At 58.6% G+C, this 19,828-nt stretch carries 21 protein-coding genes; 10 read left to right on the top strand and 11 right to left on the bottom strand.

Features of this window, described 5'->3' with window-relative positions; translation table 11 throughout:
• Positions 1 to 25 precede the first annotated feature (25 nt).
• Positions 26 to 445 carry an integrase gene (locus tag N5D53_RS08930; RefSeq protein ID WP_158682565.1) on the bottom strand — a complete coding sequence of 140 codons (420 nt, stop codon included), beginning with the start codon at positions 443 to 445 and terminating at the stop codon, positions 26 to 28.
• 176 nt (positions 446 to 621) lie between these two features.
• Positions 622 to 1,095, bottom strand: a complete 474-nt coding sequence (locus N5D53_RS08925; RefSeq protein WP_017147656.1) for an OsmC family protein — start codon at positions 1,093 to 1,095, stop codon at positions 622 to 624.
• Positions 1,096 to 1,932: 837 nt separating this feature from the next.
• Here N5D53_RS08925 and N5D53_RS27660 point away from each other — a divergent pair.
• Together N5D53_RS27660 and N5D53_RS08920 are read left to right on the top strand one after the other, a co-directional pair.
• Positions 1,933 to 2,262, top strand: coding sequence for a hypothetical protein (locus N5D53_RS27660; RefSeq protein WP_019438536.1), 330 nt, complete (start codon positions 1,933 to 1,935; stop codon positions 2,260 to 2,262).
• Positions 2,263 to 2,348: 86 nt separating this feature from the next.
• The gene (locus tag N5D53_RS08920) at positions 2,349 to 2,606 is read left to right on the top strand and encodes a hypothetical protein (RefSeq protein WP_020189883.1); all 258 of its coding nucleotides are present in this window, start codon (positions 2,349 to 2,351) and stop codon (positions 2,604 to 2,606) included.
• Between the two features lie 271 nt (positions 2,607 to 2,877).
• Here N5D53_RS08920 and N5D53_RS08915 read toward each other — a convergent pair whose 3' ends face one another.
• Together N5D53_RS08915 and N5D53_RS08910 are read right to left on the bottom strand one after the other, a co-directional pair.
• Positions 2,878 to 3,543, bottom strand: a complete 666-nt coding sequence (locus tag N5D53_RS08915) for an SOS response-associated peptidase family protein (RefSeq protein ID WP_190869313.1) — start codon at positions 3,541 to 3,543, stop codon at positions 2,878 to 2,880.
• A gap of 120 nt (positions 3,544 to 3,663) precedes the next feature.
• Positions 3,664 to 5,034, bottom strand: coding sequence for an HD domain-containing phosphohydrolase (locus N5D53_RS08910; RefSeq protein ID WP_020189881.1), 1,371 nt, complete (start codon positions 5,032 to 5,034; stop codon positions 3,664 to 3,666).
• Positions 5,035 to 5,231: 197 nt separating this feature from the next.
• Here N5D53_RS08910 and N5D53_RS08905 point away from each other — a divergent pair, with 197 nt between their 5' ends.
• The 5 genes from N5D53_RS08905 (at position 5,232) to N5D53_RS08885 (ending at position 10,633) form a co-directional block, all read left to right on the top strand.
• A complete protein-coding gene (locus N5D53_RS08905) occupies positions 5,232 to 6,230 on the top strand; it encodes a cytochrome c peroxidase (RefSeq protein ID WP_104961821.1) in 999 nt (332 codons plus the stop codon).
• A complete protein-coding gene (locus N5D53_RS08900; protein WP_190869311.1) occupies positions 6,227 to 8,041 on the top strand; it encodes a DAHL domain-containing protein in 1,815 nt (604 codons plus the stop codon). Before N5D53_RS08905 ends, N5D53_RS08900 begins: the two co-directional genes overlap by 4 nt.
• The gene (locus N5D53_RS08895) at positions 8,038 to 9,441 is read left to right on the top strand and encodes an ATP-binding protein (protein ID WP_064490628.1); all 1,404 of its coding nucleotides are present in this window, start codon (positions 8,038 to 8,040) and stop codon (positions 9,439 to 9,441) included. Before N5D53_RS08900 ends, N5D53_RS08895 begins: the two co-directional genes overlap by 4 nt.
• 157 nt (positions 9,442 to 9,598) lie before the next feature.
• Positions 9,599 to 10,012 (top strand): alternative ribosome rescue aminoacyl-tRNA hydrolase ArfB, encoded by a 414-nt coding sequence (arfB, locus tag N5D53_RS08890; RefSeq protein WP_104962882.1) that lies wholly within the window; start codon positions 9,599 to 9,601, stop codon positions 10,010 to 10,012.
• A gap of 255 nt (positions 10,013 to 10,267) precedes the next feature.
• Positions 10,268 to 10,633 carry a histone-like nucleoid-structuring protein, MvaT/MvaU family gene (locus N5D53_RS08885; RefSeq protein ID WP_014591145.1) on the top strand — a complete coding sequence of 122 codons (366 nt, stop codon included), beginning with the start codon at positions 10,268 to 10,270 and terminating at the stop codon, positions 10,631 to 10,633.
• Positions 10,634 to 10,764: 131 nt separating this feature from the next.
• Here the strand turns inward: N5D53_RS08885 and N5D53_RS08880 are convergent, their stop codons facing one another.
• The gene (locus tag N5D53_RS08880; RefSeq protein WP_190869310.1) at positions 10,765 to 12,147 is read right to left on the bottom strand and encodes a PLP-dependent aminotransferase family protein; all 1,383 of its coding nucleotides are present in this window, start codon (positions 12,145 to 12,147) and stop codon (positions 10,765 to 10,767) included.
• A gap of 121 nt (positions 12,148 to 12,268) precedes the next feature.
• On the opposite strand from N5D53_RS08880, the gene N5D53_RS08875 reads away from it, so the two are divergent.
• Positions 12,269 to 13,135 carry a DMT family transporter gene (locus N5D53_RS08875; protein WP_010953849.1) on the top strand — a complete coding sequence of 289 codons (867 nt, stop codon included), beginning with the start codon at positions 12,269 to 12,271 and terminating at the stop codon, positions 13,133 to 13,135.
• Positions 13,136 to 13,247: 112 nt separating this feature from the next.
• On the opposite strand, the gene N5D53_RS08870 is transcribed toward N5D53_RS08875, so the two are convergent.
• The 3 genes from N5D53_RS08870 to N5D53_RS08860 all read right to left on the bottom strand — a co-directional run bounded on the left by N5D53_RS08870 (position 13,248) and on the right by N5D53_RS08860 (position 15,360).
• Positions 13,248 to 13,724, bottom strand: a complete 477-nt coding sequence (locus N5D53_RS08870; RefSeq protein WP_020190199.1) for a nuclear transport factor 2 family protein — start codon at positions 13,722 to 13,724, stop codon at positions 13,248 to 13,250.
• A gap of 53 nt (positions 13,725 to 13,777) precedes the next feature.
• A complete protein-coding gene (locus N5D53_RS08865) occupies positions 13,778 to 14,344 on the bottom strand; it encodes a TetR family transcriptional regulator (RefSeq protein WP_010953851.1) in 567 nt (188 codons plus the stop codon).
• A 125-nt stretch (positions 14,345 to 14,469) separates the two neighbouring features.
• The gene (locus tag N5D53_RS08860; RefSeq protein WP_104961818.1) at positions 14,470 to 15,360 is read right to left on the bottom strand and encodes a LysR family transcriptional regulator; all 891 of its coding nucleotides are present in this window, start codon (positions 15,358 to 15,360) and stop codon (positions 14,470 to 14,472) included.
• 105 nt (positions 15,361 to 15,465) lie between these two features.
• Here N5D53_RS08860 and N5D53_RS08855 point away from each other — a divergent pair, with 105 nt between their 5' ends.
• Complete coding sequence (locus tag N5D53_RS08855; RefSeq protein ID WP_190869309.1) at positions 15,466 to 16,473, top strand: zinc-binding alcohol dehydrogenase family protein; 1,008 nt, start codon at positions 15,466 to 15,468, stop codon at positions 16,471 to 16,473.
• Positions 16,474 to 16,587: 114 nt separating this feature from the next.
• The gene (locus tag N5D53_RS08850) at positions 16,588 to 16,974 is read left to right on the top strand and encodes a putative quinol monooxygenase (protein WP_104961816.1); all 387 of its coding nucleotides are present in this window, start codon (positions 16,588 to 16,590) and stop codon (positions 16,972 to 16,974) included.
• Positions 16,975 to 17,083: 109 nt separating this feature from the next.
• Here the strand turns inward: N5D53_RS08850 and N5D53_RS08845 are convergent, their stop codons facing one another.
• The 3 genes from N5D53_RS08845 to N5D53_RS08835 are packed head-to-tail and all read right to left on the bottom strand — an operon-like array spanning position 17,084 to position 19,779.
• The gene (locus tag N5D53_RS08845) at positions 17,084 to 17,227 is read right to left on the bottom strand and encodes a hypothetical protein (RefSeq protein WP_177429898.1); all 144 of its coding nucleotides are present in this window, start codon (positions 17,225 to 17,227) and stop codon (positions 17,084 to 17,086) included.
• Between the two features lie 56 nt (positions 17,228 to 17,283).
• Complete coding sequence (locus tag N5D53_RS08840) at positions 17,284 to 18,195, bottom strand: magnesium transporter CorA family protein (protein WP_104961815.1); 912 nt, start codon at positions 18,193 to 18,195, stop codon at positions 17,284 to 17,286.
• A gap of 3 nt (positions 18,196 to 18,198) precedes the next feature.
• Complete coding sequence (locus N5D53_RS08835; protein WP_020190206.1) at positions 18,199 to 19,779, bottom strand: RimK family alpha-L-glutamate ligase; 1,581 nt, start codon at positions 19,777 to 19,779, stop codon at positions 18,199 to 18,201.
• Positions 19,780 to 19,828 lie beyond the last annotated feature (49 nt).

Raw genomic sequence — 19,828 nt, 5'->3', positions numbered from 1 at the left:
TCCTGCGGGGGTTCCAGAGGTGTATTTAGGCCCTGTCGTCAGTCTTGGGCCAATTTTGGGCCAATTCGACTCGGGGCGGCAGCTTCTCCAGCTCCCTCCAGTCCGAGGAGGAGCTGATCCATTTCGCGTAGGTAGAGAGCAACATCTCGACGCTGTGGCCAAGCTGGCTCGCGATGAACGCGGGGTTCATCCCAGGCATCAGGCATAGGGTGGCGTAGGTGTGGCGGGTGTCGTACTGACGGCGTTCACGGATGTTCAGCGCCTTCAGCGCCGATTTGAAGGGGCGGATTGTAACACTTGGCTCGTTGATCCACAGCCCACCTTTGCTAGGTTGGAACACGAAGGGGCTAGTCGGGTGGGCCGACTTGGACGCCATGCGACGAAGGGTAGCCATTCGCTGGGCCTGGTTGATGGCGTTCAATGCGCGCTCGTTTAACAGGACCACCCGATGATGCTTGGTTTTCGTCTGGTCAGGTTTTCGCTTTGGATTGATCGCGGTCGGTCGTGATTATCAGCTTTCGACCCTTATCGGCCTCTCGTGAAAGAGTGCCTCGCCCCTTCTATTGATAGCGTCGATTAGAAGCCATTGTTAAACAACGGAAGCAGTTGTATTCAAAACAACTAGTCTTGATGCTTGATAACAGCACTGCATCTGATAGGGAAGTTGACTGAGTTGGCAATAAAACATTCGTGGTGAGCATCGTCGTGCAGGCGTCTTGCAAGATCCAGATTTGACTGGCTGCTGATAATGACCTGAGGCCTTAACTCAGCGTCTTTGAAATGGCCCTTGCGCTGGCCATCCCCTTCAAGCATCCGGCCCACCGGGTAGTCGACATATTCCAAGACGTTCACGTTGTTGACTGCGCACAGATGAAGATACCAAAGCTTGTGGCAGGCCGAGATCGAGGCCAGCAACATGTCTTCAGGGTTCCAGCGTTCAGGGTTCCCGCGAAAGGCGGGGTCGGCAGAGCCAAGGATCGGTGCCTTGCCTGGAGCCTCCACGTTGAAGTCTCTCTGGTATGCCGTGTAACTGGCAGTGCCTTCACCCGTGTTACCTATCCAATTTACCGTGACAGCGTAATGGTGTTCTTTCATGGTCACTCCTGTGTCGAAAGATGGCCGGAAAATCTTGCCCATCGCTTGGGTGCTGTTATCTTGCTCTCGATTGAGGGCTCTCCACCAGCAACTAGTGTTTGCAGCGACGCATGAGCAATCCGAGCACATGCAATGATCCGAACTGCGAATAGTCCTGATTGCTGATTTTCTCGTGCTCTCTGTCGTGTCCTGGGCTTGAGGGTATCGAAACCCTATCTCAAGCTTGGGGCCTCAACACGCAAAATGGTGCTTCAGCTCAACGGAGCCTTCGCCGCCGCCTCGATCGCGTCGAGGTCCAACTCAATTGTTTCGGGCATGACGATTCCTTGGCCGCTCTTGCGACCGGCCTGTGCTTTAATGGGCGATTGTTGAAATGGATTTTTCTAGCGAGGGATAACGCTTATGTTTGCTGTCGGAATTGCGCTTCTTGCCGTTGGATTAGGCACTTCAAATCCTGGGCTCTGGATACCGGGCGCCGCGCTCATGGCTGCCTGCGTCGTGAAACGAGCACGCAGCTGACCCCTTGGCCCCCATATCGCGGCAGTGAATAGAGGGGGAAGGGGACAGGGGTTACACAGAAAGAGTACGGATTTGCCCTCAGATCAGAAGGACCTGCGCTGCGGTGCGGTCGTCCCTCAGCTTTTGCCCGGACGTGCGCCCACCTGGATCTGTGTGTAAGAAAGTGAAGCCTGTCGACCCGCACGGCGGCTCCGTATTGACTCACCGTGTTCTCTCATCTGGATAAAAAAATGTAATACACACCTTAAGCAGTGGATTCATTGGAACAGCTGTGTATTCTGTCTCTCCAGTCAAGAATATGAGTTCTAGGTCCGTTCCATGCGTAATCGCGGCAAAATCTATTGGGAATGGGCCAATTCTGCGTTGCATTCCCGCAACTACGATGAGCGCCTTCCCTGCGGCACTTTAATCAACATCCAAGCCCGACTCTCACTTGAAAACGCCACTCAACTTTTCTTGGGTATCTACGGGAAAAAAGGCGTGCTCTTGCTCGAAGAGGTACACCCTGACTGCCGTGGACAGAAACTGTCCGCGGCGATGGCCTGGGCGCTCGAGCGTGCTCACGACTGGGTCGCCAAGGCGTTTCCTGCGCCCAAGGCACCAGGGCCTGAACCACTCCCGCGCAGAGGCTCGCGTCTTCACGGATAACGATGCAGGGAAAACGGAACGCTCGTCAGATCGCTTGAGTCGTATCTCCATCAAAAGCGCATTGAGGCGCCCAGTTGGAGAAAGTGATGAGCCTTCAGTCCACCAGTCATGACCTTTACGTGCATTCCTACCTTGGTTACCAGGCATCGATTTACGTGCTGTGGGAGTCGAGCGTCGAATTTCCCACGGGGATGTTGGTCGAGGTAGGGAAGCCGGGCGCAACGGCGCGAACCCTGCGTGTGAGTCGACCATTCTCCTCTTCGACAGAAGCCATTCTCGAAGGGAAGGTTATGGCTGAACAGTACGTGGAAAGTCAGAAAAGCGGAGCTTGTGCTGCCAGGTGAGTTCGCCGAGGTCTGATCGGACCCACCGCAACCACGGGCAGGTCGACCGCCTGCGAATCTGTGCAGCTGTTGATAACGGTATTCCCTGTTCATCGAGTCGAGCCATTTCAACAGTAACCGCTTGCGTAAGTGCCGTTGTGGACGGTGGTGTTACCAGTCGTCGTGCTGCGCGGGTTCCAAAGTCGACCCGGTCCCCGCGTCGAAACCCTGCACATCAGTGGTCGATGATGTTGCGCTGCCGGTACTTGGGCCGGCGTGGTCTACTACCGCTTCACTGAAGCGGCTCTATCAGCTCAGCGTCTTGGTTGCGCACATTGCCAATGGCTGTGCTCACTCGATACCACTCGAAGGCCTCGGCTGGCTCGCCCAGGTTGAGCGCCATCTGCTCGGCTTGTTCGCCCGGCGTCGCGGGTTGCATCCACTCACGCGCAAGGTCTGGGGCCAAAACCACTGGCCTGCGGTCGTGCACATCTACCATTCCGCCCCGGGCATCGGCCGTAATGATGACGAACCCGTCATGCTCGCTGCCAGCGAACTGGCCGATGCTGGCGCAAAGGGAAGGGCGCCCGTCCCGGCGTCGGATGTAGTACGGCTGTTTCTTCGGTCCGCCTTCATCGACCCATTCATACCAGCCGTCGATCGGCGTTATGCCTCGGTGCGGCCAGATCGCCCGGAAGAAGGGACCGTGTGCCACCTTTTCGACCCTGGCGTTGATCGGCGCGGCACGGTCGGTCGCCCAATGCGGTCGCCAGCCCCATCTCACCAGGTCCGCCCGCGGGCCTGCTTCATCCACTCGCAAGAGTGCCATCGGCGTGGTCGGCGCGACGTTGTACCGGCCAAGTGGCTGGTCGCCGACGTTGTTCCGCCAGGCCTCTGGCAGGCTCAGGGTTTCGACAAAGTCGTGTATGCCTCGGTATTGACTCAACCTTCCACACATGCGCGGCCCTCCTGCCAGAGCAAGCATAGCGCTTGGGCGTATCGCCGGTGTGGAGGGGGCGACGGCGTGCCGTACGCGCAGTCCTGGCGGTGCAGGGCTGAATGAACGCCCCACCGCCATTCAGCACGGCGCCAAGTCTGATCTTCCAGGCGTTATAGGCTCGTTCGAGGGGACCCGAACGAAAATGCAGTACTTACCACCCTCCATCGATTCAAAGGCCACCAGCTTTTCCACCAGCGCGGCGCTCAAAACCTTGCCGGCGTTAAGCAGCAACATGCCGTTGTCGGCGTTCAGGTTGCGCGCAAGCACCATTCCCGGCGCCAGGTCACGGGTGGTACACACCTGGACTTCAGGGTCCACCAGGGTGAGATCGCTGTGGAACGAGGCGCAAACCTGGACGAAATCCTCAAGGAGTGCTGGGTCATACAACCGGCCGGCGTACTTGCGCAGGTAGAGCAAGGCCTCGTCACTGTTCATCTGCCGTTCAAGAATCAAACCCCGCTGCAGCTCAACGAAGTCCACGGCCAGCTTGAGCAAGCGAGCGCCGAACGGGATAGCTTCACCCTTGAGCCGGTCGGGGAAACCGCTGCCGTCCCAGTGTTCCTGGTGATGCAGGATCAGGCGCGCGGCATCTTTCATGGGCTCAAGGGTCATCAGCAGCGCTTCACTTTGGCGTGGGTAGTCGCGATAGCGGTCGCGGTCGCTGTGCATCAACTGGTCCGAAGGGGCAACGATCATGCTATCCGGCCAACTCAATTTGCCTATGTTGTACAGCGCCGCAGCCATGGCCAGATCGCGGCTGATCGCCTCGTCCAAGGCGTGGGCCCGACAGTAGCAACGCACCAGTTCGATGATCTGCCGATTGGTCTGCTTGGCTGGAGGCAGCCGCAGATTAGCCAACATCGAGAACACTTCAGTCCCGGTCACATAGCTGTGTTTCAGTTCTTCATAGGCCAGATCGAGCATGTCAGCGGTCTGCTGCAGCTCCGCGGTACGGGCTGCAACGCGTTTCTCCAGGTCGTTATTGAGCAGTCTCAACTGGGCGTTCTGCCGACGTGCCAGCAGCTCCAGGCGTTGGCGCTCGCGTTCGGAATGCTGGTGCTCCAGGGCCTGGCGCAAGGTCAGTAGCAATTCGTCGTCGTTCCAGGGCTTGCTGATGTAACGGTGGATCTGACCGTCATTGACGGCCTTGATGATTGCGCTCGGGTCGGCGTAGCCGGTCAGCAAGATCCTGACGGTCGATGGGTGATGCTGATTGATCTGTGCCAACAAGGTGGCGCCGTCCATACCAGGCATGCGCGCATCGCTCATCACCAGGTCTACCGGGCCCTCGGCCATCTGCGCCAGTGCCTGTTCGCCGCTGGTCGCCAGCTTCACGTCATAGGGTTGGCCACGCAATAGCCGACGCAGACTGCTAAGGATCGACTCCTCGTCGTCCACTAGCAACACGGTCGGCCGATAGGGTGGGTTCGGGTTCGGTTGCACTTCCATGGCAGGCCTCACGCGGTCGATCTATGGAGCACTCGAGCTCAACGAGTGCTTAGGTCAAAGGCTAGATCATTTTTCCGCGACAGGTGTCGGAGCAAGACGTGGCGGGTGGCAGGCAAATTGTCTGGAAGGCATCTAACCTGACGGCATGGCACCACCCTTCTGTATATCCGTAAGCCCAGGGAAAAGGATTCTCCCGGATGTTCGCGCAGACAACCTGTCGTTTTCGTTCCGTTCTTCACCCGCAGCGCTTGCGACGTTGCCTGAGCCTGTGGGTGCTACTCGTTCTGAGTGTGGACAGCGGGGCCGAGCTGCTGGACGAGCCGCTCAAGCCACTGCCTCCGATTCCCGCTCTGGCACCTGGGCGTGTCGAGCTGGGCCGCCAGTTGTTCAACGATCCACGGTTGTCGCGCAACGGCACACTGTCCTGCGCCAGTTGTCACCGTCTGGACAAGTACGGGGCCGATGACCGGGCGTTTTCCATGGGGGTAGATGGCCTGCCGCTTACGCTCAATACGCCAACGGTACTCAATGCCAGCCTTAATTTCCGACAGTTCTGGAATGGCCGGGTCGAGTCACTCGAGGAGCAGGGGGATGCGGTGATCACCAGCGCTCACGAGATGGGCGGAGACTGGCGCGTGATCGAGCAGCGCATCGCCGCAGACGTGCGTTACCGCCAGGCGTTCAAGGATGCCTACCCGGACGCGGTGACAAAGGACAACATCCTCAGCGCGTTGGCCGATTACCAAAGGACGCTTCTTACCCCCGGCGCACGCTTCGATCGTTACCTGCAGGGCGATACCGAGGCGCTTACCCTGGAGGAAAAATACGGCTACCAGCGCTTCAAGGACTATGGCTGCATCGCCTGCCACCAAGGGGTGAATATTGGGGGCAACATGTTCCAGAAATTTGGCGTGTTCGGCGACTACATCGCTGACCGCGGCAACCCCACCGAGGCGGATCAGGGCCGCTTCAACGTGACCGCAGAGGAGGCCGACCGGGGTGTGTTCAAAGTGCCGAGCCTGCGCAATGTGGCGATGACCGCTCCCTATTTTCACGATGGCTCGGCGCCTACGCTGGAGCGTGCGATCGACGTGATGTTCCAGTATCAGCTTGGACGAATCCCAAGCGATGAGGACCGCAGGCTCATCATGCTGTTCCTCAAAACCCTTACTGCTGAAAAGGCGGGTCAGCCATGAGGGTGATTTCTCGGCGTACAAGCCTGATTCTATTCAGTGGCTTGGTCTTTGTACTGGCGTCGATGCTGCTGTACTTGTACCTGAATTCCGGGTCTGAGCAGACCCAGACCTACAACGAATCCCGAGATCTCATTCGTCAGCTCAAGCAACAGGATGCTGTATGGGAAAACGAGGTGCTCAAGGCCCGGGTAGCCGTTTCCCATAACTACGATCCACTTGTGATCCCTCTCAAGGAGATGAAGCGGCTGTGGGCACGATTCGACCGCCGGGAAGCCGAGCAAGGGCGCGATGAATCAGACCAGTGGCGCGATGCCCATGACGGTTTTCTTTCTGCGTTCGGGGAAAAGGCTCGGCTCGTGGAGCAATTCAAGTCGCACAATGCCTTGTTGCGAAATTCGTTGGCATTTCTACCCACCGCCGAGGACGGTATTCAGGCCCAGATCAACACCATGCTGGTCCCGAATCGGCAGGAGGTACACGTATTCGTCACGGACACTTATGACCTCTTGCTAAGTGCCCTGGAGTTCGCGCAGGTTACCTCTGTGGAAAGGGCTGCCGAGATAGAGGTGGGGTTAGGCAACTTGGCTGTTAACACGGAGAACCTGCCCAAAGAATTCCAGACGCCCCTCAATCTGTTGAGCAATCACGTGGCGTTGATCCTGCGCGAGCAACCTGTCGTCAACCGCCTGCTCGAGCAGATCGAGGCGATCCCGGTTGCTGAACGCCTGGATACGATCACCAGCCTTTTGGACAGGGATCAACAGCAGGTTGAAAAGGTCAACCGTAAAAACCATCTCTACACGTTATGGCTATCAGGCTTGCTGATGTTCTCGGTCATTTGCCTGGCTGGGCTGCTGGTACGCAGCTTCGCCGAGGTGAGACGGGTCAACAACGCATTGCAAAGCGCCAATGACGTCCTGGAACAGCGGGTCGAGGAACGCACCCTGGCGCTCCGGAACGCTCAGAGCGAGCTGTTCAACGCCGCGCGCCAGGCAGGTATGGCGGAGATCGCCACCAATGTGTTGCACAACGTGGGCAACGTGCTCAACAGCGTGAACACATCCTCTGATCTCATCGCTCGAACGTTGCGCAGCAGCAAAACACAGGGTTTGGGCAAGGCCATGCAACTGTTTCGCGAGCATGCCACTGACATCGGTCGGTTTCTCGACGAGGATCCCCGAGGCCGGTTGCTTCCCGGCTACCTCAACCAGCTGACCGAGGCGATCGCCGATGAACAGAAGGAGATGGCGATCGAGCTGGAACGAATGAACAAGAGCATCGACCACATCAAGGAAGTGGTGGCCACCCAGCAATCCTATGCCGGCGCTAAAAATGTGCCAGAGCCGCTGTCGGTCAACGACCTGGTCGAGGACGCGCTGCGCATGAACGCAGGCGCGTTGACCCGGCATCAAGTGAGGGTAGTGCGCGACTTCGCAGATCTGCCTCTGGTGATGGGCGACCGGCATCGGCTGTTGCTGATTCTGATCAACCTGATCAGCAACGCCAAGTACGCCATGTCCGGCCCCGGCAGCGACCCGCGGACGATGATCCTCAGGACGCGCATCGTTGAGGGGGGCTTCCTGGAAATGAGCGTGCTGGACGAAGGCGAAGGCATTGCCCCTGAAAACCTGCAGAAGATCTTTGCCCATGGCTTCACCACGCGCAAGGACGGGCATGGCTTCGGCTTGCACAGTTGCGCCCTGGCCGCCCTCGAGATGAATGGTCACCTGACCGCACACAGCGACGGCCCTGGTTTGGGTGCTGTCTTTACCCTGAGGATCCCGCTGATCGCGGTGACGGAGCCTGCATGAGTGACATGATCAATCGCCGGATCCTGCTGATCGATGACATGCCGACTATCCACGAGGACTTTCGCAAGATCCTTGCCCCGGCCAGATCGCAGAACTCTGAGCTGGACGAAATGGAAGGGTTGTTGTTCGGCGAGCAGGTCAAGAATGAACGACCGGTATTCGAACTCGATTCAGCCTATGGCGGTGAGGAAGGACTCGGCCTGCTGAAGCGTGCGCTGCAGGCCAGCAAGCCCTACGCGTTAGCCTTCGTCGACATGCGAATGCCAGGTGGATGGGATGGCGCTCAGACCATTGAGCACCTGTGGGAAGAGGACCCGCTGTTGCAGGTAGTCGTCTGCACTGCCTACTCGGACTATTCCTGGGATGAGTTGCTCGACCGGCTGCAGGCCCACGATCGCCTGCTGATCCTGAAAAAACCGTTCGACAACATCGAGGTCCAGCAAATGGCCAGCACCCTGCTGACCAAGTGGGAAATGACCCAACGAGCCTCGCTGAAAATGCACCAGCTCGAACAGCGGGTAGAGCGGCGTACCCAGCAACTGACCCAGGCCAGCGAGGCGCTGCAGCTGGAGATCGAGGAGCGCAAGCAGCTGGAAAGCCAACTGGTGCAATCGGAGAAACTCGCCTCGTTGGGGCAGATGGCCGCCGGCGTGGCGCACGAGATCAACAATCCGATCGGTTTCGTGTCCTCCAACCTGGGCACTCTGGGAGGGTACTTCCAGCAACTGGCAGCGATGCTCGACGCCTATCGCGAGGCCGAACTGATGCTCGGCGCAAACGAAACCACTGGGCGCTTGCAAAGGCTTCGTGAGCAGACGGAACTGGAGTTCCTCATGGAAGACATCCCGATCCTCATCAAGGAGTCCAAGGACGGAATCGGTCGAGTGGCGCATATCGTCAAGGACCTCAAAGACTTCTCGCGCGTTGACAGCGCTCAGCAGTGGCAACTAGCCGATTTGCAGCAGGGCATTGACTCCACGCTTAACATCGTCGCGAGCGAGCTGAAACATAAAGCCGACCTGGTAAAACGGTACCAGCCGTTACCCCCTGTCGAATGCCTGCCGTCGCAGATCAACCAAGTGATAATGAACCTGGTCCTTAACGCCGCCCAAGCCATGGGCCCCGAGCGGGGCACCATCACATTGGGCACTGCTCATCAAGGCGCCTGGGTGTGCATCGAAGTTGCAGATACAGGCGCGGGGATAGCACCGGAGAACATCAAGAAAATCTTCGATCCTTTTTTCACCACCAAGCCCGTCGGCCAAGGTACAGGGCTAGGCCTGTCCCTTTCCTATGGCATTGTAAAGAAACACGGTGGGGAGATAACCGTATCAAGCCAGGTCGGAGTGGGAACAACGTTTCGTGTACAACTGCCGGTAAAGCAGAGCGCAACGCTGTGATGGCGCACGCGTTCTACCGCTGGCTGGCATGAAGTGCACGGCCCTGACGAGTGGAGGGCTCGCTTGGGTCGGCTTGCGCACTGATTCAAAGAACCCTGCATTGTGCTATGGGAGAGCGGCGCAGTCTGTGATAATGGGCAATGACAAGGGCCCTATCATGCTGACTATCTCCAATAACGTGCATCTGCCAGATGCCGAAATCGAACTCACATACATCCGCGCGCAAGGCGCGGGTGGGCAGAATGTCAACAAAGTGTCCAGCGCGGTACACCTGCGCTTCGACATCCAGGCCTCATCGTTGCCCGAGTTTTACAAGGCGCGGCTGCTGGCGCTGCGTGACAGTCGCATCACCGGCGACGGCGTGTTGATCATCAAGGGCCAGCAGTACCGCACCCAGGAGCAGAACCGTGTTGACGCATTGGCGCGTCTTGCCGAGTTGATCATCACCGCAGGCAAGACCGAAAAGAAACGCCGCCCCACTAAGCCGACCCTCGGCTCGAAGACCCGCCGCCTCGAAGGAAAAGCCAGGCGGAGCACTGTCAAGGCGGGGCGGGGGAAGGTGGAGTTCTAGTGTCTGTATGAACAGCGTTGAGACGAAGTTCAGGCAAGGCGAAAACAGCCGAGGAAGCGGAGTTTACGGGTTGTAATTGAGCATTTCGAGGGCGGCCTCACCGAGTATCAAGGTATTTCATACAGCGCCTAGAAGGAGATATACCCAATGTCGTCGAGCTGACGGTAGATCTTTGCCGCTGATTTTTAATTTTGGTTTGAACTTGAACTGCGTTAGGATTCTCTAAACAGCATCCACGTATTCAGGAGTATGCACATGTCGCGTTTGGCAGAGTTTAGACAGCTTGAACAGAAGTTGGCGGCCCAGTTGGCCGAACTGGAAGCCATGAAAAGCAGCGGTGAGCTTCAGAAAGAGATCGAGTTCGAGACCAAGCTGCGTGACCTGCTAAGCAAATACGGTTACAGCCTGCGCGATATCATCAACATCCTGGATCCTCAGGCCAGTCGCCGGTCCGCAGCTCCTGCGGCTACAGAGAAAGCCCCACGCCGTGCTCGGCAAGTGAAGCAGTACAAGAACCCGCATAATGGAGAGGTCATCGAGACCAAGGGTGGCAACCACAAGCTGCTCAAGGAATGGAAAGCCCAGTACGGGGCAGAAGAAGTGGAATCCTGGGTGTCCTGATTTGTGCTGATGTCGCCCTCATTGCGCTATCTGAAACGCCTTGTTCTTTTTCGAGGAAGCGACAGCGTCGCCTCCTCGAAATACGGCGTTGGGCGGAATGAGCTGACGTGGTTAAACAGGAAGTTTCGCCACTAAGCGCTCAGCGCCCGTTTCAATACTTCGTAAATTTTGGCATCAGCCGATTGGGCGACATTGAAACGGAGGAAATCACCCGCAGCCATCGACTGGCTGAACGCATTTCCGGGCGCCAGCACTACACCTTCATTCAAGCAAGCCCGAGCCAGTGTTGCTGCATCCTTGCCTTGAGGAAGTTGGCACCAGACGTACATGCCTGACTGGGGCGTTATCCAGGGCTTGATACCAATGGCTTGAAGCCTCGCTACCGTTCTGTCCATAGCCTCGGCCAGCCTGAGGCGAACACTTTCCATGTGTTTCCGGTACCCGCTATCGGTAATCGCCAGATGGATGATGTCCGCGGCCAGGCGGCCACCCCCGAATGTGGTCGCAATCTTGAGATCGACCAGGCTCTCGATCCAGTCACTGCGAGCCGCGATGTAGCCGCATCTAATCGAAGCAGAGATGGTCTTTGAAAAGCTACCTATCTGGATGACACGAGAGAGGCCATCGAAGGCAGACAGCCGTGGCGCTGGTGCATTCTCGAAATCCCCGAAGATATCGTCCTCTACGATCACCAGGCTGGAGGTGTCGGCCAGCTTTAGCAACCTGTGTGCCGTGACCGGAGACAGGGTGGCGCCGGTCGGGTTGTGGATGCCTGAATTGGTTATGTACAACCGGGGAGAATGCGCGAGCAGGGCAGCGCCAAAAGCATCGATGTCCGGGCCCGTCGCGGTGTAGGGAACCCCTACGATGTTCACCCTGTGCGCTTTCAGCAGTGCATGAAAATTGAAATAGCAGGGGTCATCGACCAGCACAGTGTCCCCCGGCTCCAGCAGAAAACGGCAGATCAGGTCGATGGCGTGGGTGCCGGACTCAGTGAGCATGATCTGTTCAAGAGGGGCTTCGATCCCGATGCCTGTCAGCTTCCGTGACAAGAATTGCCTGAGCGGCAGATGCCCAAGTGGTGAGGCGTACTCCGTCAGTTTCGACGTGTCAGAACGGGCAACGGTGCGAAGCGCTTTGCGCAAGCCGGCTTCGAACATCCAGGAGGCAGGTAGCCACCCGCACCCTGGTTTCAATGCATCGCTAGCGGTGTCAAGAGACTGGCGCGAGATCCACAGCGGGTCCACTTCACGATCAAGCCTTGGGCCGAGTTCGGTGAGCACCAAGGGCGCCACTGGCCCGGCTACGTAAAAGCCGGAGCCAGGACGAGAATTGAGTACACCCTCTGCCATCAGCCTTTCATAGGCCTCAAGCACCGTAGAAACCGACACCTGCATGGTCTGAGCCATCGCACGCACCGAGGGAATTCTCGCGCCTGGTGTGTAGGTTCGAGAGGCTATCCGCGACTGGATTTCACCCATGACAGTTCGAATTCGCGTTCCGTCCCGTTTCATCGCACCCTCAACTGTGCTGGAGTCATATGCATAACAGTTTGGTTTAAGTGTATTGGATTGTACATGGCCTGGGTGAGCCTGTCGGTGATGTACTGAGCCTTGGCTTATCGAGGACTTACCGATGGAAAAATCAGCAACCGGGTGGATCAACGGTTTCATAGGCGTCGCCATTTTTGCGGGTTCGTTGCCGGCAACCCGAGTGGCAGTGGCCGACTTCGAACCGACGTTCCTCACCTGTGCCCGGGCGACAATTGCCGCCATGCTGGGCGCGCTTTTTCTGATCGTGCTACGCCAGCCTCGACCTAAACGGCGGGATTTGTCGCCTTTGGCCGTAACAGCGCTCGGCGTCGTTATCGGTTTCCCGCTACTGACAGCATTTGCCCTTCAGCACATAAGCTCTGCTCACTCCATCGTTTTTGTCGGGCTCCTGCCATTGTGTACCGCAGGATTTGCGGTTTTGCGGGGCGGTGAACGACCTCGGCCATTGTTCTGGCTGTTCTCGTTGACAGGTGCCGGGTTGGTCGCTGGCTATGCGTTGATGAACGGAGGCGAGGCGTCGGCGGTGGGCGATCTGCTGATGTTGGCTGCGGTTGTGGTCTGTGGGTTGGGCTATGCCGAAGGAGCGCGCCTCTCGCGGACATTGGGTGGTTGGCAGGTGATCAGCTGGGCGTTGCTGGTAGCGTTGCCGTTCATGCTGCTGCTGACGGTGGTCAATCTTCCAGCCCCTGATGACTTTGCCAGGGTAAGTGCCCCTGCGTGGTTCAGCTTTGGCTACGTTTCACTGTTCAGCATGCTGATCGGGTTTGTGTTCTGGTACCGAGGGCTCGTCCAGGGGGGGATTGCGGCAGTGGGCCAATTGCAACTCTTTCAGCCGTTCATGGGGCTTGGGCTGGCAGCGTTGCTTCTGCACGAGCATGTCAGCTGGACGATGCTGCTCGTGACGCTGGGGGCTGTCATCTGTGTTTATGGGGCCAGGAAGTATGCCTAAGCACAGCGACGTGCCCAGTCAAACAGCTGGGTATAGCCCCCGCCGTCTGCCCCCGGGGTGAGTTGCACAAAACACCTGATCCTTTATGTAAAAGGATCAGGTTTAACCTGACTTACAGGCCCAGTTCAGTCAGCCCTGGGTGATCATCCGGACGGCGACCCAGTGGCCAGTGGAACTTGCGCTCGCTTTCCTTGATGGGCATGTCGTTGATGCAGGCGAAACGGCGGTGCATCAAGCCATCGGCTTCAAACTCCCAGTTTTCGTTGCCATAGGAGCGGAACCAGTTGCCCGAATCGTCGTGCCACTCGTAGGCGTAACGGACGGCGATGCGGTTGTCGGTGAAGGCCCAGAGCTCTTTGATCAAGCGGTAGTCCAGTTCTTTCTTCCACTTGCGAGTGAGGAAGTCCCGAGCTTCTTCACGGTTGTTTGCAAACTCGGCACGGTTACGCCATTGGGTGTCCACCGTATAGGCCAGGGCAATCTTTTCGGGTTCGCGGGTATTCCAACCATCCTCAGCGAGTCGGACCTTTTCAATCGCCGATTCGCGAGTGAAAGGAGGAAGTGGCGGACGAGCGTGTTCGTTGGACATGGTGGTGCCTCCAATCTTTTGGATGGTTCAGTTGGGTGGGTATTTCTTTAACTTTAAGCGCTTGCGCGTTGCACGTCCTTGAGCAAGACCTTTGCGATTTCTCGTGCACTGTCGAGCGCGGTGTGATCACCCATGACGTGGGCCACGGTTATCGTGCCCTCTATAATCAAGAGAAGTTGCTTGGCCAAGCCAGTCGGATCGTTAACACCTAATTCGCTGGTCAGTTCTAGCGTGTAGTCCAGCAGCTTTTGTTTATGCAGTTTTGCGATCTGTCGAACAGGATCGTCTGCGTTACCCACCTCTCCGGCGGTGTTGATAAAAGCACATCCGCGAAAACCGTCTGACTCGAACCAACTTTTCAGGGCATCAAAAATGCCAAGGATGCGTGCCTCTGGCGTTTGCGCTTTTTCGCATTCACTTCTGAACCACGTCATCCAGCGTATATCGCGTGCATTGAGTGCCGCCGCTGCTACGTCGTCTTTATTCGCAAAATAGCGATAAATACTTTTACGGGCGACGCCCGAGGTCTTTACCAAGAGGTCCATGCCCGTGGCGTGAATCCCGTTTTCGTAAATAAGCTTCTCGGCAGTCGCCAGGATTTTTTCGCGTGTATCGGTCATTGGCTTATCCATGTAGTCAGAGTAGAACGATCGTTCTCCCTGGTCAAGCAGCTCTTGAAATTATTCGATTGCGTGCAAGCGGGGCGCCGGCGTGCTTTCGATCACAGTGGCTGGCTTCGCGCTGATCAGTCGCGCTCCAGTTCGGCGAAGCGGCTGGACAACCAGGCGTGCAGGTGCCTTACCGCAGGCGACAGCTGCTTGCGGTGCGGGCACACCAGGCTCAGTGGCATGGCGGGCCCGGGGTGATCCTGCATGAGCACGACAAGTCTTCCCGCCAGCACATCGTCGCTCACATCCAGCCAGGACTTGTAGGTTATCCCTTCGCCGGCCACGGCCCAGCGCCGGGCGATATCGGCGTCGTCGCAGAGCAGGGCGCCACGCACTTGGACGGTCTGCGTTCCCAGTTGCCACTTGTCGTAGACCCGCCCCTGCTGCATGTACAGCAGGCACTGGTGTTCGAGCAGATCTTCGGGGGCTTGGACGGTGCCTTGCCGCGCCAGGTACTCGGGCGAGGCCACCAGCACCTTACGGTTCCAAGGTGCTAGTGGCAGGGCTATATAGTTGGCTTCGGCGTTCAGGCCATAGCGGATGGCGATATCTACCGGATCGCGAAAAAGATCGGCGATCTGGTCGGAGAGAAACAAGCGCAGGTTCAACTGTGGATGCTCTCGGCGAAACGCCGTGAGCCAGGGCAACAGCACGTTGCGGCCCAGATCGGAGGGTGCAGCCACCTGCAAGGTTCCGCTGAGCTGGGCGCTTTCCTGACGCAGGTTGTCGCGCCCGTGCCTGAGGGCTTCCAGGGCGACAAGGGCCGAGGGCAGGTACCGCTCGCCTTCGGCTGTCAGGCGCAAGCTGCGCGTGGTGCGGGCAAACAATCGCACATCCAGTTCACGCTCCAGGCGCTTGACTGCCTCGGCTGCCTGGCCAGGTAGCAGGTCGGCCTCGTGGGCCGCCGCGGTAAAGCTGCCCAGCGCAGCGCTGCGAACGAAGATACCCAGGTCGTCGAGACGGATCATTATCACTCCTGCAATGAAAGTGTTGACGGACAGGGCCCGTTTTTCCCGGGCGCCTGGGACGCCAGACTCGATGCCAAATCAAACCACATTCAGCAGTGAGTGCCTATGAAAGCGATCAGTTTCATCCACAAAGGCTTGCCTATCGAAGACCCTGCGTCTCTCCAGGACATCTTCATGCCCAAGCCCAGCCCTGGGTCCAGGGACATTCTGGTCGAGGTCAAAGCCGTGTCGGTCAACCCCGTAGACACTAAGGTACGCGCGGGAACTTTCACGGGAGAGCCGAAAATACTCGGCTGGGACGCGGCCGGTATCGTCCGCGAAGTCGGGCGTCAGGTGACCCTGTTCAAGCCCGGAGACCAGGTGTACTACGCCGGTTCCATCGCCAGGCCCGGCAGCTACAGTGAATATCACCTGGTTGACGAACGTATCGTCGGGCATCAACCGCGCAGCCTGGGTGCGGCGCAGGCAGCCGCGCTGCCGCTGACGGCCATCACCGCCTGGGAACTGCTGTTCGATCGCCTGGGGATCGCGGAGGGCGGCGGGGAGGGCGATGCCCTGCTGATCGTTGGCGCTGCCGGTGGCGTCGGTTCGATGCTGGTGCAGTTGGCCCGGCAACTGACCCGCCTGACGGTTATCGGCACGGCCTCCCGCGCCGAGACCAGCAACTGGGTACGCGAACTGGGCGCCCATCACGTCATCGATCACAGTGCGCCGCTGCAAGGGCAGCTGCAGGCCCTGGGGATCGAGTCAGTCAGCCATGTCGCCAGCCTCACCCATACTGATCAGCACTTTGCGCAACTGGTTGAAGTGCTGCGCCCCCAAGGTCGCCTGGGCGTGATTGACGACCCGCAGACCTTGGACGTCATGCCGCTCAAGCGCAAGTCGCTGTCGCTGCACTGGGAGCTGATGTTCACCCGCTCGCTTTACGAAACCGACGACATGGTGCGCCAGCACGAGCTGCTCGAGCGCGTGGCCGGGCTGATCGATCAAGGCATCCTGCGTACCACCTTGGGCGAGCATTTCGGCGCCATCAATGCCGCCAACATGCGCCGTGCCCATGCGCTGGTCGAGAGTGGCAAGGCGCGCGGCAAGATCGTCCTGGAAGGCTTCTGAAACCTGTTTGACAGACAACGGCGGACCGGTCGATCCGGTCTGCCATGAGCATGCTTGAACGAACCGTGTTTCTCCGCGCCGCGCACATTCCCGGCGCTACGCCCGGTGAAACTCATGCACACATTGAAGCAGGCAGTACCGCGCCTGCTCTTTGCCACTGACCAGGAGCTTGATGTGAACCGACAAGATTACCCCCTCGTTTCCCTCGCCATCCTCAAGGCCAAGCCAGGCCAGGCCCCAAAGCTGAAAGCGGCCTTGCTGGCATTGATCGAACCGACTCGGGCGGAGCCCGGCAACCGCGACTACATGTTGTTCGAACGCAGCGACGAGCCTGGGACGTTCTACATGCGCGAGGCGTTCGACCATCGGCAGGCCCTGGACGCGCACCTGACCACCGCTCACTTCCAGCGGTTTGCCGAGCAGGCCGAACAGCTGTTGGCGGAGCCCTTGCAACTGATCTTCCTTGACCCGGTGTCATCTGCCGTTGCGCCCTGTCCCTGAGGCAGGCCAGGCAATGCGACCCGCCCTGGGGCACTGTTACCTCGACCGATGTGGATGGCTGTTCTCGAGGACGTTGGCGCCAGTTTGCGAGTGGGTCGCCATTCCAAGTTCAAGGACGCCGCTGAACTTTGGTTGCCAGCTGCTTGATGCTGGGTTCTTTTGAACGTACGGCGCGGTGTTCAAACAGACTTATCAGGGTGCCCGTAATTGCAATCAGCGCCAGCATAAATAATCCGATGTCCGAATTTTCCATGGTCTCGTCCTGCGGGTTGATGGGTACAGGTTGACACTATTTCTTGGCACGGCGGGTCATGCCATACGCCGTAAAGCCACGGCCATGGCCCCGCCAAGTACCGCCATGGCCAGCAGCAGCGTGGGGAACGTCAACCACCAGGGCATGCCGGCGGTCATCATGCTGAACTCCGACATGCCGCCGATGCTGGCAAGCAGGTTCAACGGCAGGAACACCACATTGATCATGGTCAGGTTGCGCAGCGCGTGGTTCATGCCGTTGTTGGCCAGGTTGCCGCGGGCCTCGATCAGGTTGGTAAAGACCTGGGCATGGATCTTCGCCTGCTGGTAGCTTTGCTCGTTTTCGATGATCAGGTCATTCAGCACTTCCAGTTGCTCGGGCCCGAAGCCGTGTTTCTGGCCATGGCTGCGCAGCAGGGCTAGCACGGCGCCATTGCTTTGAATGGCGTTGACGTAATACACCAGGCTTTCGCTAAGGCTGTACATCTGCACCAGGTGCTGGTTGTCCATGGACCGATCGAACTGCAGCTGGATTTCGCGGGCCACCTGCTTTACCACCCGCAGGTGGCCCAGGTAGTGATGCACGCTCTCAGCCAGCATCGCCATCAGCACATCCAGTGGGGTACTCATGCCCGCCTGCCGGTCTACCCCGGCGAGTAGCGAGTTGGCGGCGCAGATCACCACCAGGCGCTTTTCGCTGAGTACAACGCCGAATGACGAGACATTGAATACCCGGCCATCGAAGCTTTCCGGGCGCTTCCAGATCAGGAACAGATGATCTGGCTTGATCTCGATACGCGCCACTTCATCCGGGTCCAGGGAGGACTCCAGCGACTGGGCACTGACCCCCAGGCACTCGCACAACCGGGATTGCTCCGTTGCGTCCGGCGCGACACACAACCAGACGCTGGCTCGTTCCTCGGGGGCTTCAAGGAGGGCACCGTCTACGGCGAGGTAGTATTCGATCATCGTTTACCAGGCCTGGCCGAGGTGTTTACGTTCAAGCCGCTGCACGAAAGCCTGCAGCACTCGCTGGTAAAGCGCGTTACCCAGCACGGCGTCTTCGGTGCCGGCATCGAGGTTGGGGTTGTCGTTGACTTCGATCACCAGTACACGGTCGCCGGTCTGCTTCAGGTCCACACCGTACAGCCCTTGCCCGATCAGCCTGGCAGTGTCGACGGCCAGCTTTACGACTTCGGGCGGTGCCTGTTCCACCGGGACCGCGCGGCACAGACCGTTGACTTCGCCGGCCTGGGCCTTGTGGTTGTAGATTTGCCAGTGGCCCTTGGACATGAAGTACTGGCAGGCATAAAGCGCTTCACCGTTGAGTACGCCGATACGCCAGTCGTATTCGGTGTAGCAGTACTCCTGGGCCAGCAGCAGTACCGAGTGTTCGAACAACTCCTGTGCTGCCGAGGCCAGTGCCTGGGCGTCGGCGACCTTGATCACGCCTTTCGAGAAGCAGCCGTCGGGAATCTTCAACACCAGCGGAAAACCGAGGCGCCGGCCCACAAGTTCGAGTTCCTGCGGGCGGTCCTTGTACAGGATCTCCGTGGCCGGTGCGCCGAGGTTGTGGCGTTTGAGCAGATCGGCGAGGTACACCTTGTTGGTGCAGCGCAGGATGGAGGAGGGGTCGTCGATCACCACCAGGCCTTCGCTTTCGGCCTTTTTGGCAAAACGGTAGGTATGGTCGTCCACCCGCGTGGTCTCCCGAATGAACAAGGCGTCAAATTCGGCCAGGCGTGCATAGTCCTTCTTTTCGATCAGCTCTACATCGATGCCCAGCTGTTTACCGTTTTCGATGAATTGCTCCAGCGCCTCAGGATTGGACGGCGGCAGCGCCTCGGCCGGGTCATGCAGAATCGCCAGGTCGAACCGGGCCAGGCGTTTGGAGGCGGGCTGACGCCACGTCCGGCGGTTGAAGGCATCCAGCGCGTTGGCAAACAAGTACTGCTGCTCATCCCGCAGTTTGTGCAGCGCGCCGGCCTTGATCCCGTCGATCTGCCAGGTATCACGCCTGCGAAACTCCACCAGCAAGACAGGGCAGGGGAACGACTCGAACAGCTGTCGACCGATATCCTGAAGGGGTTCAATGGCGGTCCGCCCGAAATACAAGGTGAGGGTGAAAGCCTCGGTGCTGCCATAGGGGTGATCGGCCAGGGCTCGCTCCAGCGTGCGTTCCAGGTCATCCAGCCCCACGCCATAGAGCGCCTTGCGGGTAAGCTCGCTGATGGTTCGCACTGACGGGAACACCTTGTGGCCCCGTGCCTCGGCGAGCAGCGAGCAGTAGTAGCCTTGCCCCAGATACTTGTAGCTGCGGCACAGGTTGATTACCTGCGTACGCCTCGCAACATCGTCGCTGTGTTCAAAGTAGTCCTGGGCCAGCATCAGGCTCTCGCTGGGAAAGTAGCTGGCCCAGTCTTCCTTGCGCTCCACCACGATCAGCAAGCGGTTACCGGCGCTCCGCTTACTGGGTGGCTCCTCGGAGAGGGTTATTGTGGAAACTTCGGTTTTGGCCAATACTTCGGCCACGTTGGCTTGCACCGCTGACATGAGTATTCGATCCCTGTTGAAGAAGACGCCCCTTCAATAAATCACGGGT

The organism is Pseudomonas sp. GD03862, from assembly GCF_029840855.1.
Taxonomy (GTDB): Bacteria; Pseudomonadota; Gammaproteobacteria; order Pseudomonadales; family Pseudomonadaceae; genus Aquipseudomonas; species Aquipseudomonas alloputida.
The sequence above is the reverse complement of the archived record's forward strand: the minus strand, read 5'-3'. Positions and strand labels throughout refer to the sequence as shown.